Below are 16,045 nucleotides of genomic sequence, written 5' to 3' on the forward strand. Positions count from 1 at the left end.
ATTCATATGGATAAAATAGCAGTAATTTCAGATATTCACGGCAATATTCCGGCATTAGATTCTGTACTGAAAGATATTAAATTAAGAGGAATTGAACGCATTATTTGTCTTGGAGATTTAGTCGGAAAAGGCCCTCATTCTAGCGAAGTAATTGAAATCATTCGTAAAGAATGTGAAGTAGTTGTAATGGGTAACTGGGATGATTTTATTACAAAACCGACTGAATTTGAAGCGTTAAAATGGCATCAAAAACAATTATCGGAAGAACAAAATGATTATTTAAGAAGCTTACCATTTTCAATCGAATTTTTTATGAGTGGCAAATTGATTCGTATGTTCCACGCTTCACCGAGAAGTTTATATGAAAGAATTCAACCACACGCTTCAAGAGAAGAACGTATTAGTATGTTCGAAAATAGTGATCTGACGGAAAATATAGAAGGGGAAAGAAAACCAGATGTCGTTTGTTACGGTGACGTTCACCAAGCATTCGTTCAAAATTTCAGAGGGAAAACGTTATGTAATGCCGGTAGCGTAGGAAACCCACTTGAAATAACACAAGCTTCCTATTTAATATTTGAAGGAACTTACAATGAAAAAGAAGCAGCGAGCTTTTCTATTCAACTTGTACGAGTACCGTATGATATTGAATTAGCTATCAGACTAGCAGAAGAACTCGAAATGCCAGAAATTGAAGAATACAAACAAGAATTACGGACTGCTTTATATCGAGGGTTTAAGGGAAAGTAAGCCAATCATAATATATCAACGATTTTTCAAATATATCTATCATAACTTAAAATATATCAATGATTTTTTCGAGATATCAGCGATTCGAGAAAGGATATCGATTTACCGACAAATAGTGACATGAATTATTATCTATAATTATATTATGTAAACTAATTATAAAGGGAGATATCATGAACCGAAAACAACGAATCAAAGAAATTGCAGATCATATTGTAAAGCTAAACTTAACCCATCCAATAAGAGTTGGAGTAAGCGGTATTACAGCATCAGGAAAAACAACATTTGTAAACGAATTAGCGGAAGAAATAAAAAAAAGAGGATTACCAGTAACACGCGCCAGCATTGATGATTTTCATAATCCAAGAGTGATTCGCTATGCAAAAGGAAAAGAATCTGCAAGGGGGTATTATGAAGATGCACACGATTATACAGCTTTCAAAGAAAGATTATTAATGCCTTTAGGACCTAACGGGAATTTACAATATGAAACGATTTCTCATAACTTAATAACGGATATGCCTGTACATAGTGAGCCGCTATTGGCCACGCAAAATATGATATTAATAGTAGATGGAACGTTTCTATTGAAAAAAGACGTTGCGCATTTATTTGATTACAAAATCTTTGTAGATACAAATTTTGAGATTGCGAGAAAACGTGGTGCTAATCAGAAATATATGTATAGCCTTTTGTTTATTGTTATAATTAAATTAATTTTATGAAACAAATAAAAGGGGATAAGACAATAAAAAACGCAAAAAGGGGACAAGAAATATAATGAATGAAGTACTAGAACTAAAAGAAGAACTACTACAAATTAAAAATAACAATTATGCTGTACCAGAAGATGTAGATGCATATCCATATGCGCAATGGATGCTAGATTATATCGGATCAACTGATGCTGAATTACGTGATGATTTAATTTATAGTACGCTTCATACATGGATTACAAATGATGTGTTTAGACAAAAAGAATTACGAGGGTTAATGCTACAAGTAATTAGTCCTGATTATTTATTTTATAAAATTGGTGAAAAGGGAACAGACTCTGTATTTAAACGTGCATTCTCCGTATTAATTCCACCACTTATTTTATCTGTTCATGAAAGAGAACCGTTGTTATCCGAAGAACAACTGTACAGTGTAGCAGAACAAGTGCTGGAATATGTATATTTAGAAGAAGATGTAAGAGGTTACGTAGAAGGAAAAGGCTGGGCACACTCTACTGCACATGCAGCAGATGCGCTTGATGCGTTAGCACGTACAATCCAAAATCGTGAATTTTCGTATGCGATTCTTGCAGCTGTTCGTCAGAAGGTACGCTTACATGACTACGTATACATTCACTTTGAGGATGAGAGATTAGTAGCACCAATTATGTCGTTACGTAACCAAAATCTTTTAACTGAAGAAGAGTGGAGCAATTGGCTACATAGCATAGCAATTGTTGAAGACATCCCGCATCCTCAATATGATATTTTGGTACAAAATATTAGAGCTTTCTTAAGAAGTTTATATTTCAGAGCTTTAGAGACAGAGGGTAGTACAGCCTTTACAGATGATATATTGGAGACTTTGAAGGGTTTGCGTAGGTATTAAAAATTCGTTTTTCTAACAGAAAAGTACATAAAACCAACACCTCCCAACCATACTAATAAAATGTGTTGGAGGTGAGTTTAATGGACAAAAAAGACTTTGAAAAAGTATATAATGATTATTTACATCAAGGGGAAGAGCAAGCTCAATTTGAAATAGCTCAGGAAGTTACTTCAGGAGCAGAACAAATTGTTGCTGTTCGTAAAAATGATGAAGGTGATTTGATTGCTTTTAAAACAAGTAGCGGGAGAGAGTTAGATTATACGACTGCTCTTAGTGAAGCAAAATCAGGGAAGTTAGCTCATGTGGACGTATTTCATAAGCGTGGTAGAGATATTATACGTAGTGAACCGGATGGAATAAAAGAAAATAATTTAGATAATTTACCTTCATTTTAAACGGGTAAACCCCAAGAAGAGAATGTTCATTTGGATATTCTCTTCTTTTCTTCCTCTACAAATAGAAGGTTTATTTCTGAAGTGCAATCATACTTTTAAAGAGCACTCTAAATTTCTCTTTATCTTCTGCTGTAAATGGTTTCGGTCCCTTTGTACGTTTACCACTTTTTCGAACCATTGCACTTAAATATCGTGTTTGTAACAATTGTTCAATGTTATCATTCGTATACTTGTACCCTTTATGATGAAGAACGATACAGCCTTTTGCTAAAGCCAGCGAAGCAAGACCGTAATCTTGTGTTACGATTAAATCTTCTTTTTTTGCTAACTGCATAATTCGGTAATCTGCAGCATCTGCTCCAGAATCAACATAAATTGTTTCGACACCTTTTGGCTGCTCTGCATTAGAATAATGAGAAAAGCTAGTAACGAGGGTTACAGGGATTTCTGCATTCGTAGCCTCATAAATAATTACATCTTTTACAGGGCAAGCATCTGCATCAACGTAAATTTTCATTTTTACCACTCCTATAAAGTGAAACTTTAATCAGTGGGGGGATTCACCCTTCACTGATTATTAGTTGAACCAATCGGGCATTTACGGGCAGTTAATCTCCCACCTAACTTCTTTGTTACAGCTAAATTTTGAGCTGGGAGTTTTATTGCCCGTTAATGCGGGGTAACTAGGTTCGTGTTGATAATAATGGTAGATTTTTCTTTTGTCAAACGAGAAGGCTTTATCTCACATTATTTTTCACAAAGCAAAATAGCCTCACGTAAACGAGAAATCCCTTCCTCAATTTGATTAATATTCACTTTTCCATAAGATAAACGAATATAACCATCTTTCGCGCCGAAAATACTACCCGGCATAAAGGCGATTTCTTGTTTTAAACTTTGCATAATGAGTTGTTTTTCGTTTATCGGTTCGTTTAATTTTCCCCATATGTATATACCGCCGGTCGGGTTTGAAAAAGAGATTTTGTCGTGAAGTTGCTCATTTAAGGCGCGAACGATAACGTCTCTTTTTTCCGCTAATTGTTTTCGTAACGGTACGATATGAGAGTGAAATGGCACAGTTTCGAAAAATTGCTGCATAAGCCACTGCGGGAAAATACTCATACCTAATTCCATTTGGTGTCTTGCGTCGGATAACCTTTCTACTACAGACTGCGGGGCGACAAGCCAGCCGACTCGTAAACCTGGTGCAATCATTTTAGATAAGGAATGTACATAAATGACTGTCCCATTTTCATCTATTGATTTTAAAGTAGGACAAGGTTGTTTCTTTTCTAGTGTCAGCAAACTAGATGGATCATCTTCAACGATCGCAATTCGTAAATCTGCGCAAAGTGATAACAGTTTTTTTCTACGGTTTGGATGAAGCATTGTGCCCGTAGGGTTTTGGAAATTTGGATTTAAAAAAATCATTTTAATGCGGTGCTTTCTATATAATTCCTGTACATCATCCGGATTAATACCATGTTCATCGACAGGTAACGGGAAAATACGAATACCTGCTGATTGGAATAACGGTAAGGAATAACAGTGTGAAGGACTTTCAAAAGCGACTGCATCACCGGGATTTAATAAGCATTGTACGATAAGGTGAAGTGCTTGCTGGGCGCCGGATGTAATCATAATGGATTGTTCAGTCGCCTCAACTTTTAAATATTCTTTCATATATTTTACGACCGCTTGTCTTAACGGGAGATAGCCTTGCGGATGATCATAACTTAATGAATGCGTTAACGGTTGTTCTCGTAAAATCGTTTGTAGTTGATCGTGAGGATAAAGATTACAACCGAGTTCTCCGTTCGCGAAATCTATAATATTTTCATTTTGTTGTATTTCTGCCCGAATATGGCGAAGTAACGGTAAGTTTGGTAAAAACGTACCACCTTCTACGAAATTTCTCCAGTTCGGCGTTAATGTTGGAGAAACGCCCCACATATGTGTACTTACACGTGTACCTTTACCAGTCGTACTTTCTACAATTCCCATTGCACGTAGTTCATTATAAGCAGTCGTTACTGTACTTCGGTTTACATTTAACTGTGTAGCTAATTTCCGTTCGGAAGGGAGGAAGCTACCTGGAGGAAGTTCTCCATATGTAATACGTTTTTCAATAAAGTCAACAACTTGCTGATAAATGGGGATTTTACTGTCGTTATCTAGCTTCCATTCCATACAAACGCCTCCGAATCTCTTATATATATTCAGTATAACAAATTGGCTGGGTAAAAAAACAGCCAATTGGACGGTGTTATATCCAGCCAATTTTACTATGCTAAATATGGAAGGGGAGATTCGGATGAAACGATGGCAAATGGAATGGCTCCTAGTATCAGTTGCATTAGTATGGGGAGCAAATTATACAATTGGAAAGTATGGCGTGGCATTTATGTCATCCATTCAATTTAATAGTTTACGATTTTTAGTAGCATCTCCGGTATTATTACTTATTACGTTTATGATGGAACGTTCATTACGTATTGAAAGAAAAGATTGGTTACGATTAGTAGCAGTCGGCATCGTTGGTACGGCAATGTATCAAACGATGTTTATGCTATCTGTGAAATATACTTCAGCAACGAACGCCTCATTATTAATTGCGATGTCACCTATTTTTACAGGGATATTAGCAGTATTACACAAACAAGAACGTTTTTCGATGAAAGTACAAATTGGTTCAATAGTAGCGTTTATTGGTGCAGCATTCGTTTTATTAACAGGACATACAGGAGGAGCTACTTATGAGTATGCGTGGCTCGGAAATGTAATTGGATTAGTCGCAGCAATTGCGTGGGGATGGTATCCAATATTAGCGCAACCTCTTATCACAAAATACTCCGCAATGAGAGTCACATCATGGTCTACTTTAATTGGAATTGTACCGCTAGTTATATACTGTTTATTCAACGTAAATTCATTAACATGGCCAGTAGATACGCCAAGCTGGGGATCACTAGCATATTCAATCATCTTCGCGACCATCTTCGGACTAGCAATATGGTATGTCGGTATTAGTCAAATAGGCTCAACAAAAGTAATGGTTTATATGTATCTTGTACCTTTATTCGCAGTTATCTTTGCGGCAGTGACAATTGGGGAGCAAGTTAATATGATGCAACTCGTTGGCGGGCTTATTATCTTTATCGGTTTATATGTTGTAAAAAAAGGCGGAATGAAAAAGCCTGCTCTCAATTTGAAAAAAGTAAGTTAACAGTAAAAATGATCTCTTTCATATAGAAGGAGATCATTTTTTATTTCGTAATAAAAGCGCGTGTTCAACGGCCCATTTTTGATGATCGTGTATGAGAAGCTTTATAGCATGCAATGGAGACATCCACCTTAGAACATGATCCTCCTCACAGTTTTCAGTTTGTTTCTGCACCATATTCGCAATATAAAAAAATCCATCGTTTAAATAATATATATCTTCCTTTTCTGCATAAAAATATCGAGCCGCATTACCGACATACTGATCAATTTTAATTGCCCATCCTAATTCCTCTAGTAGTTCACGGTGCAAACATTCTTCTTTTGTTTCATTACCTTCCATACCGCCACCAGGTAAAAAGTAACGGTCTCCTTTTTGGATAACAGCAATCTTTGAAGAAGATGAATGGAAAATAATCGCATAACAACTAGGTCTTAATACATAATGAACGGTACGTTTTTTCGAGCCAAACGTGAGTTTTGAAATCATAAAACACGACCTTTCTCTATAAAATACATAAAAGGGATATTAAGGTAAAAATAGAATTGTATAAGTATAATCTTAATAGATTGGAGTGGTAACAACATGATAAATCGAAAATGCTCAAGATGTAAAGAAAGAACAGGTACGATGCACGGTGGTAAAAAAATTAAGGAATAATTTCTATGTGAAGACTGTTTACAAAAAGGAATTGAGAACGGAGAAATCGAATTATCACAAGTGGAGCAAGAACAAACTTCGTATCTTTCTATAAAAATATTAAAAATAATGAGTGTGATTTATTTAATAGGATCTATTTTAATGGCTTTTTCAACTGGTCCATTTATACATAACCTGGGGTTTGATGAAATGTCCATTTCAGGATCAGAATTAGGTTTAATAAGTATTGTTATGCTAGGTTCTATATTTCAGTCAGTTCTTGTATTTTGCGGGATATGGGTATTCATCCTATTAGTAGAAACAGTCATTAAAATTTATGAAAAAATGAAGTGAGTGAGAGGGAGAAACATATGCGAGTAAGAAACATCCAAGGGGAAGATTATGTAAAGATTCATTCTGTTTTAAATGATTGGTGGGGCGGGAGAGACATGGCTGCCATGTTGCCAAAATTGTTTTTCGTTCACTTTCAAGAAACGAGTTTTATCATTGAAGAAGAAGGAGAAACGTTAGGTTTCTTATGTGGATTTTTTTCACAAACATATAAAGATGAAGCATACGTTCATTTTATCGGTGTAAATCCGAAGTATAGAAGAAGAGGAATCGCATCGACATTGTATTCTTATTTCTTTGATGTCGCTCGTGCAAATAATCGTAAAGTTGTAAAAGCAATTACGTCACCAACTAATAAAAAGTCGATACAGTTTCATCAAGAAATCGGTTTTCGAATTGAGGCTGGGGATGATGAGGTAGAGGGTGTATCGGTACATACAAATTATGATGGGAATGGCGGGAGTAGAGTTTTATTTTTGAAACATGTGTAAAAGTAGGCTAGCGCAAAGTTAGCCTTTTTGTTGTGAGGAGCTAGAAATATGGAGAGTAAACAAAGTAGAAATGAGTATTTAAGACGCATACATAAGGTTCAAGATTATATAGAATCAAACATAAATGATGCACTTTCAATTGAAGAGTTAGCAGATGTAGCAGGATTTTCAAAGTTTCATTTTCATCGGATTTTTAAAGGAATCGTAGACGAGTCGTTATCTCGGTATGTGAATCGCTTGAAGTTAGAAAGGGCAACAAACCTTCTTACATATCGCCCGGATATGACGATTACGGATATCGCTTACCATTTTGGTTTCACCGATTCAGCAGTTTTCTCTCGTACATTTAAAAAGTGTTACGGTGTAAGTCCGTCTCAATATCGAAATGACAATAGCAAGAATTGCAAAGACGTAAGGGGAATTCCTCAATACAATGAATGTAAGAAGGTTCGAGGAAATGTTGAAATTGTAACAGCGGATAATATAAACGTCGCATACATAAGACATACAGGTACATATGAAGAGTTAGCTATAGGTTTTCCAGAAATGATAGAAAAATTATTTCGTTACGCGGCGAAGAAAAACTATCATGTATTTGAGGATACGAAAGTATTAACCATTTACCACGATCATCATGAATTTACTGAGGGCAATCATTTAAGAACTAGTTTATGTATAACAATTCCGAATGAGTCCGCAGTAGAAACGAGCGACATTGGAATAATGGTTATACCTTCTGGAAAGTATGCGGTAGGTCATTTTGAAATATTCCAAGATGAATATAAAGGAGCATGGGATTTCTTATACGGTGAGTGGCTTCCCAATAGCGGATGTAAGCCGAGAGATTCATATCCTTTTGAAATGTATAAAAATGACCCAAGGCAGCACCCGGAAAATAAACATATAGTTGATATATATGTACCTATCGAACCTTTTTAATCATGGATTAAAGGGGAATGATTAATGAAAACTGCTGAAAAGTTAGATCAAATTATAAAAGAAGAGTGCAAAAATATTAATGGTATGTTAGTAGTGCAGAGAGGTAATGTTATTTTTGAAAAATATTATAACGGTCACGGTCCAACTGATGCATTTCATATAGCATCAGTCACAAAAACGATAATCTCTGCGCTAATTGGGATATGTATAGATAAGGGCTATATAAAAAGCGTTGATCAAAGAGTAATAGAATTTTTCCCGGAATATAACGTTAATTCATCTGAAGTAACAGTAAGCCATCTTCTAACGATGACAGCTCCACATCCATTCGTAGACTGGCAGGAACCGTTAGAAGAACTATGTACACAACAAGATTGGATACAATATACGTTAAATAGGATAGGAAACGGCGGAGAAATTGGATCTTTTAAATATTCATCTGCAGGAGCTCATATACTATCAGCGATCATAACGAACGCAATAGGAAAAAATGCGCGTGAATTTGCGAATGAATACTTATTTCAGCCACTCGGCATGAGAGAAATTCCAAACTATAATATGAAAGCATTTGGATTTGATGACTTATTCGGAAAAGATGTGAAAGGATGGGTTCACGATCCAAATGGTATTTCGGCGGGCGGCTGGGGACTAACGTTAACGGTTAGGGATATGGCTAAGTTTGGACAGATGTATTTGAATGAAGGTATTCATAATGGAAAACAAATACTATCAAAATCATGGATAAAAGAATCAATAGCGATGAATTCAAATCAATATGGTTACTTATGGTGGTTACGAGAAGAAGAGGGTGTCTATTCGTATTGTGCAATGGGTGATGGTGGGAATATGATTTGTTGTATTCCAGAGAAGGAATTGGTGGTGGTGATGGCTTCTGAAATTGTGCCAGAAACAAAGGATAGATGGAGATTAATCAAAGAGTATATACTTTTAAAAGAGTAATGGTGAACTTGTAGAAAAATTTAAACGCTCCCCGTAACTTTCCTCAATAAAAAATCGTTAAACATTAGGAAGGGTTATTAATCACGAATGGGGGAGAACCATGAAAATTCTAATTCTAGGCGGTACACGATTTTTAGGAAGAGCATTTGTAGATGAGGCTTTACAGAGAGGGCATGAAATTACGTTATTTAACCGAGGAACAAACAAAGAAATTTTTTCTAATGTGGAGCAGTTAACCGGTGACAGAAATAACGATGTATCAAGTTTAAAAAATCGAACGTGGGATGTTGTCATAGACACATGTGGATTTTCTCCACATCATATTAGGAATGTTGGAGAAGTGCTTAAAGATAATATTGAACACTATATATTCATCTCAAGCCTTTCCGTATATAAAGATTGGATTCCGCATGACATAAAAGAAGACTATATATTACAACCTGAACCGACGGAAGAGCAAATAAAGGCTGTAGAGAATGGTGAAATATCTCATTATGAGCATTATGGTGCACTAAAAGTATTATGTGAAAAAGAAGCAGAGAAATATTGGCCAGGGCGTGTTTTACACGTAAGAGCAGGACTTCTTTCAGGAATGTTCGATTATACAGATCGACTTCCATACTGGATCGGGCGTGTAACAAAAGGAGGTAAAGTGTTAGTTCCAGGAAGAAAAGACCGTCCAGTGCAGATAGTTGATATAAAAGACGTCGCAAACTGGGGACTAAACATGGCAGAAAATAAAAATGTAGGTACATTCAATGTAACAGGTCCAAATTATGATTTGACGATGGAAGAGCTATTAAATACGTGTAAAAAAGTTACGAATAGTGATGCTGAATTCGTTTGGATAGAGGAATCGTTTATGAATGAACATAAAGTACAGCCTTGGACAGAGATGCCACTATGGCTTCCAGAAACTTTTTCATTAGAAGGTGAGACGAAGCCGTGGAAAGGTGGGTTTTCAATTAGTATTGAAAGTGCTGTTAAAGAAGGACTTACTTTTAGAAGGTTAGAACATACAGTTACAGATGTGTATGAGTGGATGAAGAGTGTGGACGAATGGGAATTAAAAGCAGGTATTTCAAGGGAAAGAGAAAAGATGTTATTGGATAAGTGGTATGAAATAAAGAGAGTTTAAATAAGAATCTTGTGAAAAAAGGACTCTGTTTATTGCTTAAACAGAGTCCTAATATGAATCTACCACTCAATCGGTTCTTCCCCATACATCTCCCATAGCTTAGGAAACATCTTTTTTAAACCTTCTTCATCGTCTTCATTCCAGTCAAATTCAAAATCTACATCGTCGAATTCTTCATTAGATAAGACATGGTAAAGTGTAAAGTAAGTATCATCTTCGTCACCAGTTTTTTCTGCATATACAGTGAAACCGAAATATAAAGAAAGTTCTTCAATCTCTGGGACGTCATACTCACTCAAGTTTTCTAATACAGGAATTAATCGTTCTGGATCTTCAATACAAGCTTCGTATGTCTCTTTTCCTTGATATAATAACCATCCGCGGAAGTAATCGAAAGTATCATCTGAACAGCCACCCATAATAATATAGGCTGCTGCCCATAAACGGGAGGTATAGGAGTCTTTCAAAAGACGATGCATATGCGTATCAAATGCTACAATTTCATGTACTGTACGTTTAGCAAGGTGAGAAGTAAGCCATTCTATTTGTTCTTCTTGGTCCTCACCTTTCGTTTTTGCATGATGAAGTAGTTCCCAAAATTCTTCTTCGGTTATCGTTTTTTCTTTTATGTAATCTTCCCCAGGCAACGGGTCTGTATATCCTTTTTTACGTTTGGAAGCAACTAGTTTATTAGCTTCTTTCATACATTCTTCTTCTGTTTCAAACTCTTTCGCTTTCACACTGCCAGCTGTGCCAATTTTTCCGTAAAACACAACATAGTCCTTTTCTTTCACAACGATTTTCCAAAACTTATTTGATTTCTCAGTTTGCTGGATTAATAACGTTTCCATCCGTACCCCCATAATGTTTTCTAGTGTGCAATGTGATTGTAACATATGTATATACACTTGTAATGATGAAAAATAAGAGTTTAGAAAATTCGAAAATGATTGAATGAAGTGAATAAATTTAGTAACCTTATTTGTACAGTAATTACATAATTGTTTTGTAATAATTCGATATTTATATGAGGGGGCATTACGGATGGATCTTACGTTTAAAGTAGAGGAAACATGTTTTAATTACCGCGTTGGAGCAATTTGTAAACAGGATAATAAAATACTTATTCTTCAAAACAAAGGGGAAGATTATTGGTATGTACCAGGCGGAAGAGTGAAAATGCTAGAAAATAGTGAAGATACGTTAAAACGAGAACTTGCAGAAGAATTAGGTGTTCCTATGAAAGGGAAAAGATTAATATGGTCAGTAGAAAATTTCTTTACACTTTCTGAGCGAAAGTTTCATGAAATTAGTTTTTATTATGAAGTAGAGCTACATGAGTTACCTGCAAATGGAGCGGATCAATATATTTTGGAAGAAGAAGGTAGAACGTATTTCTTTAAGTGGGTGCCGGTAGAAGAGTTACATGCATATAATTTACAGCCTGCATTTATAAAAGAGAAAGTAAAGGATATAGCAGTTCATACAGAACATATCGTTTTACAAAATTAAATGTATTCGGAGGGGAAAAGGGTGAAGGGGACTAAAAAAGAAATACATATAGATGATAAAGTAATTCGTTACACACATATCGAAAAAGGTTCTAGTAGGATTTGCTTTATGTTCCCCGGTTCAGGATACAATTACGATAAACTGTTATTTTATTATGCGACGATGCTTATGCTCGAAAATAAAATAGATGTAGTACATATTCATTATTCTTATGACGAACAAGTAATGAATAAAACAATGGAAGAAGTAACGAAAGTAATGATGGATGATATTAATCCTGTAATAAATGAAGTATTAAAAGATGAGCAATACAACGAGACTATGTTTTTAGGGAAGTCACTCGGAACAATTCCGATTGCAAATGATTTAATGAAGAGAGAAGAATTCGCGCAGTCAAAAATGATACTACTTACACCTTTACTGACGTTTGATACAATTTTTGATTCTATCTTACATAGTCGACACGAAGGTTTTTTAGTTATTGGGGATAAAGATCACCAATACAATGCAGATCAAATTGATCAGTTATATAAAACGAATTTACAGATTGAAGTTGTCAAAAATGCAAATCATTCTGTAAATGTTGGGGGATATGAAACGGAAAATTCAATTGAGGCTATAGCGAAAATAATAGGAGAACTTAAAGAAGTTGTTAGGACAAACTAACCTATTAATACATGCAAAAGAGGTGCGAATTGCACCTCTTTTACTTTAATAAGCCTTCAAAACATGAAGTAAATAATCCTTACGGTTCAGCGGATTATAATCAACACGTTTTCGAGTAGGGAAGGGAGCCATAAGCTTTGTGAAACCAGCTGGCTTCGTTGTAAATATGCCGTCTCCTTCTGTAAATGAATGTAGCATTCGTTTAAAATTCTCTGTTTTTGCAACAGGTAATGATCCTGTTAACTGGTAAGAGTTATTATTCAATATAGGCTCTCTAAAAGTTGCTGGAACGGCAGCGAGCTTATACATCGCGGTACTAATTGCGTGCTCCGGTACAGTTAATTCAAACTCGTTTATTGGTTCATATACATGTGTTTCAGCTTGCTTTAAAGCATCCATTAATACGATCGGTGTTAAATTTCTAAAGTCACTCGCTGTTGTAACAGGACTAGCATAACCAGTATGTGTTAACGTGACGATAATATCTGTAACTTCCCATCCATATAATCCTTGTTTTAACGTTTGAAATACCGTATCTTCAATCGCTTTATGGAATGCTAAAGGTAGTGAGCCGAGCTCAACACCTAATTTATATGTTATGCCGCAATTAAGTTCACCACGTTCAACTTTGAATCCGACTGTTGCGTAAAATGGATTGGCTTTTTCACCCATGACTTCAACGGAATGCCCAATGCCAATTGGCTTTTCAATACATACAACTCGCGTATTTGAAAAAGTAACCTGCAAATTATATTTTTCAAAAAGAGTCGTTTCAATTACTTCTTTCTGTACTTCACCGAAAAGGCGAATATATAGTTCATTATGAACATCATCTTTCCACACTTTAATAAGTGGATCTTCTTCACATAGCTCCATAAGTGCAGCGTATAAATCATGAATTCTTTCTTTTGATACTGCATCAATGGAAGCTTCCATTTGTGGTTCGGCAAAGTGAATATCTTTTATATAATCCGTACGTTCACCAATAATATCACCAATTTTAATATCATTCAGTCCCCACACTTTGCAAAATTCTCCGCTAGGAACGATAGAAGCTTGAACAACATTCCCGTTATGAAATAGACATATTTTCTTAACCTTTTCTTTATGCCCCAGAACGTCTCCGCGCTGTATATCAACATATTTTCTTACGTGTAAACGACCAGAAAAAACTCTTACATAAGCAATCTTTTCTCCAGAAGGTTCACGTTCAATTTTAAACACAACACCGGATAATGTTTCGTTTTCTGCCGACTTATTAGCTGGAAATAAGGTTGAAATATTTTCGAGCAGTTCAGTTACACCTATACCTGTCATGGCTGAACCGAAAAAGATTGGGTACACACTTGCTTGCTGTATTTGTTTTTCGAGTTCTTCTCTTAATAATACGTCCGGTACGATTTCATCATTTACATATGACGCAAGTAACGATTCATTATATGGTGCTAACAGTTCCATACAATCGTCATATGATTTGTATTCAATGATCCGGGCTTCTTTCGTTCCTTCGTTTAGAACAGAGTAGAAGGGGAATGCTTCATTTGAAAGAACCTCTTTTATTTGTTTCATAACTTTTTCAGTGTTTGCGCCACTACGATCAATTTTATTAACGAATAAAATAGTCGGTATGTTTAGTTTCTGTAATGTTCGCATTAAAACTTTTGTTTGTGCTTGTACACCTTCAACGGCAGAGATAACTAAAATCGCACCGTCTAGAACGCGGAATGATCGCTCCACTTCAGCGATAAAATCAGCGTGTCCAGGTGTATCAATGACATTTACTTTTACATCATCAATAAAGAAAGAAACGACAGATGCTTTAATCGTAATTCCGCGTTGTCTTTCTAATTCCATTGAGTCAGTTTGTGTATTACCACTATCAACTCGGCCAATTTCTTTAATCACATTCGTTTCATAAAGAATACGCTCAGTCAAACTCGTCTTGCCAGCGTCTACGTGCGCAACAATCCCTATATTTATTGTTGTCATTTGTGAATATCCTCACTTCATTTTCCATTTTCAATTCCTCATTTCTATTTGTGTATTGCCGCATTATCAATCACTCTCCAGTTCTTTAAATTAGTATTATTATAGTGCAATTAACATTATTTGTAACGCTACAAAGCGCCTTAATTTGGAAAAAATAAAATAAAAACAAAATGCTTGCATTCTAAATCGATATAGATTATATTAATTGATATATCAACTATTGATACATCAAATGTTTTTATTTTGATTGTAAAGGAGGGTTAATTTGACAAGTTCATGCTCAAAAGAAGCGATTATTTTATATAAATTACACTTTCTAAATAAAGAAGTAAGTTCGAAATTTGAAGGGTGTACGGGTATGAGCCAGTCTCGATTAGAGCTTATACTTCAATTATTTGAAGTAGGTGAAATTAGTCAAAAAGCACTTCAGCAAGAAGTGAATATTGATAATGCTGCGATAACAAGGCATTTAAAGCAGCTTGAGGCCAATGAAATGATTGTAAGACGTAAAAATCCAGAAGATAACAGAATTACGTTAGTTTCTCTTACTGAAGAGGGACGAAATAAAATTCAAGCGTTTCAAGAGGAAAAAGAACGTTTTGCAGCATCTGCATTTAAAGGATTAAGTGAGGAAGAACGCGATAATCTTTTAAATATGTTAAATCACATTCAAGAAAATATAAAAGAATTATAAAAAAGGGAGAATACAACTATGACTAACTCAGTAAAAACAAATGATTTTAACGAAATTTTAACAGGACGTCGTTCAATTCGTAAGTACGACCCTTCAGTGAAAATTAGCAAAGAAGAAATGACAGAAATTCTTACAGAAGCAACACTTGCACCATCTTCAGTAAACATGCAACCATGGAGATTCGTAGTGATTGAAAGTGATGAAGCGAAAGCAACACTTGCGCCACTTGCGAAATTCAATCAATCTCAAGTAGAAACATCTTCAGCAATGATTGCTTTATTTGGTGATTTAAACAACTTTGATAACGCAGAAGAAATTTACGGTACAGCAGTAGAGCGTGGTTTAATGCCAGCAGAAGTAAAAGAAGACCAAATGAAAAAACTTTCAGCTTACTTCTCAATGGTTACACCAGAAGTAATGAAAGATACGGTATTAATTGACGGTGGTCTTGTAGCAATGCAATTTATGCTAGCAGCTCGTGCTCACGGTTATGACACTTGCCCAATTGGCGGATTTGAAAAAGACCAAATCGCACAAGCTTTCGGATTAGATAAAGAACGTCACGTACCAGTTATGTTAATCTCAATCGGAAAAGCTGCTGACAGTGGTTACCAATCAGTTCGTCTTCCAATTGAAAAAGTTGCTGAGTGGAAGTAATTTTATAAATACAGAAATAAGTGAGATATGAGAGGG

Annotated in this window: 18 protein-coding genes and 1 pseudogene; 14 read left to right on the forward strand and 5 right to left on the reverse strand. The window is 35.5% G+C overall.

What is annotated here, in order from left to right; translation table 11 throughout:
• The first annotated feature begins 6 nt into the window (after positions 1–6).
• The 4 genes and pseudogenes from AC0OM3_RS10200 to AC0OM3_RS10215 all read left to right on the forward strand — a co-directional run bounded on the left by AC0OM3_RS10200 (position 7) and on the right by AC0OM3_RS10215 (position 2,750).
• Positions 7–750 (forward strand): metallophosphoesterase family protein, encoded by a 744-nt coding sequence (locus AC0OM3_RS10200; protein WP_061884331.1) that lies wholly within the window; start codon positions 7–9, stop codon positions 748–750.
• A 173-nt stretch (positions 751–923) separates the two neighbouring features.
• Positions 924–1,427: pseudogene (locus AC0OM3_RS10205) on the forward strand (P-loop NTPase fold protein); the annotation flags it as partial.
• A gap of 103 nt (positions 1,428–1,530) precedes the next feature.
• On the forward strand, positions 1,531–2,355 hold the full coding sequence (locus AC0OM3_RS10210; RefSeq protein WP_151522191.1) for a DUF2785 domain-containing protein: 825 nt from the start codon (positions 1,531–1,533) through the stop codon (positions 2,353–2,355).
• Positions 2,356–2,435: 80 nt separating this feature from the next.
• Positions 2,436–2,750: a DUF3892 domain-containing protein gene (locus AC0OM3_RS10215; RefSeq protein WP_474211653.1), complete on the forward strand. Its 315-nt coding sequence runs from the start codon at positions 2,436–2,438 to the stop codon at positions 2,748–2,750.
• A gap of 70 nt (positions 2,751–2,820) precedes the next feature.
• On the opposite strand, the gene AC0OM3_RS10220 is transcribed toward AC0OM3_RS10215, so the two are convergent.
• Both AC0OM3_RS10220 and pdxR read right to left on the reverse strand, forming a co-directional pair.
• Positions 2,821–3,267, reverse strand: coding sequence for a YaiI/YqxD family protein (locus tag AC0OM3_RS10220; RefSeq protein WP_000708785.1), 447 nt, complete (start codon positions 3,265–3,267; stop codon positions 2,821–2,823).
• Between the two features lie 230 nt (positions 3,268–3,497).
• Positions 3,498–4,940 (reverse strand): MocR-like pyridoxine biosynthesis transcription factor PdxR, encoded by a 1,443-nt coding sequence (gene pdxR, locus AC0OM3_RS10225; protein WP_000454887.1) that lies wholly within the window; start codon positions 4,938–4,940, stop codon positions 3,498–3,500.
• 124 nt (positions 4,941–5,064) lie between these two features.
• On the opposite strand from pdxR, the gene AC0OM3_RS10230 reads away from it, so the two are divergent.
• A complete protein-coding gene (locus AC0OM3_RS10230) occupies positions 5,065–5,976 on the forward strand; it encodes a DMT family transporter (protein WP_151522189.1) in 912 nt (303 codons plus the stop codon).
• A 33-nt stretch (positions 5,977–6,009) separates the two neighbouring features.
• Here AC0OM3_RS10230 and AC0OM3_RS10235 read toward each other — a convergent pair whose 3' ends face one another.
• On the reverse strand, positions 6,010–6,462 hold the full coding sequence (locus AC0OM3_RS10235; protein WP_000624002.1) for an NUDIX hydrolase: 453 nt from the start codon (positions 6,460–6,462) through the stop codon (positions 6,010–6,012).
• A gap of 201 nt (positions 6,463–6,663) precedes the next feature.
• On the opposite strand from AC0OM3_RS10235, the gene AC0OM3_RS10240 reads away from it, so the two are divergent.
• From AC0OM3_RS10240 to AC0OM3_RS10260, 5 genes are all read left to right on the forward strand, one after another.
• Positions 6,664–6,966, forward strand: a complete 303-nt coding sequence (locus AC0OM3_RS10240; protein ID WP_080545888.1) for a DUF3980 domain-containing protein — start codon at positions 6,664–6,666, stop codon at positions 6,964–6,966.
• Positions 6,967–6,983: 17 nt separating this feature from the next.
• Positions 6,984–7,454: a GNAT family N-acetyltransferase gene (locus AC0OM3_RS10245; protein ID WP_044584591.1), complete on the forward strand. Its 471-nt coding sequence runs from the start codon at positions 6,984–6,986 to the stop codon at positions 7,452–7,454.
• 48 nt (positions 7,455–7,502) lie between these two features.
• Complete coding sequence (locus AC0OM3_RS10250) at positions 7,503–8,393, forward strand: AraC family transcriptional regulator (protein ID WP_151522188.1); 891 nt, start codon at positions 7,503–7,505, stop codon at positions 8,391–8,393.
• Positions 8,394–8,417: 24 nt separating this feature from the next.
• The gene (locus tag AC0OM3_RS10255; protein ID WP_474211660.1) at positions 8,418–9,353 is read left to right on the forward strand and encodes a serine hydrolase domain-containing protein; all 936 of its coding nucleotides are present in this window, start codon (positions 8,418–8,420) and stop codon (positions 9,351–9,353) included.
• A gap of 100 nt (positions 9,354–9,453) precedes the next feature.
• Positions 9,454–10,491 (forward strand): SDR family oxidoreductase, encoded by a 1,038-nt coding sequence (locus tag AC0OM3_RS10260; RefSeq protein WP_474211662.1) that lies wholly within the window; start codon positions 9,454–9,456, stop codon positions 10,489–10,491.
• 59 nt (positions 10,492–10,550) lie between these two features.
• Here AC0OM3_RS10260 and AC0OM3_RS10265 read toward each other — a convergent pair whose 3' ends face one another.
• Positions 10,551–11,342: a DUF4240 domain-containing protein gene (locus AC0OM3_RS10265; RefSeq protein WP_474211664.1), complete on the reverse strand. Its 792-nt coding sequence runs from the start codon at positions 11,340–11,342 to the stop codon at positions 10,551–10,553.
• Positions 11,343–11,535: 193 nt separating this feature from the next.
• Here AC0OM3_RS10265 and AC0OM3_RS10270 point away from each other — a divergent pair, with 193 nt between their 5' ends.
• A complete protein-coding gene (locus AC0OM3_RS10270; RefSeq protein WP_000366248.1) occupies positions 11,536–12,003 on the forward strand; it encodes an NUDIX hydrolase in 468 nt (155 codons plus the stop codon).
• Complete coding sequence (locus AC0OM3_RS10275; protein ID WP_474211667.1) at positions 12,004–12,669, forward strand: alpha/beta hydrolase; 666 nt, start codon at positions 12,004–12,006, stop codon at positions 12,667–12,669.
• Between the two features lie 45 nt (positions 12,670–12,714).
• Here AC0OM3_RS10275 and AC0OM3_RS10280 read toward each other — a convergent pair whose 3' ends face one another.
• The gene (locus AC0OM3_RS10280) at positions 12,715–14,658 is read right to left on the reverse strand and encodes a GTP-binding protein (protein ID WP_474211669.1); all 1,944 of its coding nucleotides are present in this window, start codon (positions 14,656–14,658) and stop codon (positions 12,715–12,717) included.
• Between the two features lie 265 nt (positions 14,659–14,923).
• Between AC0OM3_RS10280 and AC0OM3_RS10285 the strand changes: the two genes are divergently transcribed.
• Positions 14,924–15,352, forward strand: a complete 429-nt coding sequence (locus AC0OM3_RS10285; protein WP_000204164.1) for a MarR family winged helix-turn-helix transcriptional regulator — start codon at positions 14,924–14,926, stop codon at positions 15,350–15,352.
• 18 nt (positions 15,353–15,370) lie between these two features.
• Positions 15,371–16,009, forward strand: coding sequence for a nitroreductase family protein (locus AC0OM3_RS10290; RefSeq protein ID WP_474211671.1), 639 nt, complete (start codon positions 15,371–15,373; stop codon positions 16,007–16,009).
• The last annotated feature ends 36 nt before the right edge of the window (positions 16,010–16,045 follow it).

This window comes from Bacillus sp. FAU20, from assembly GCF_056033865.1.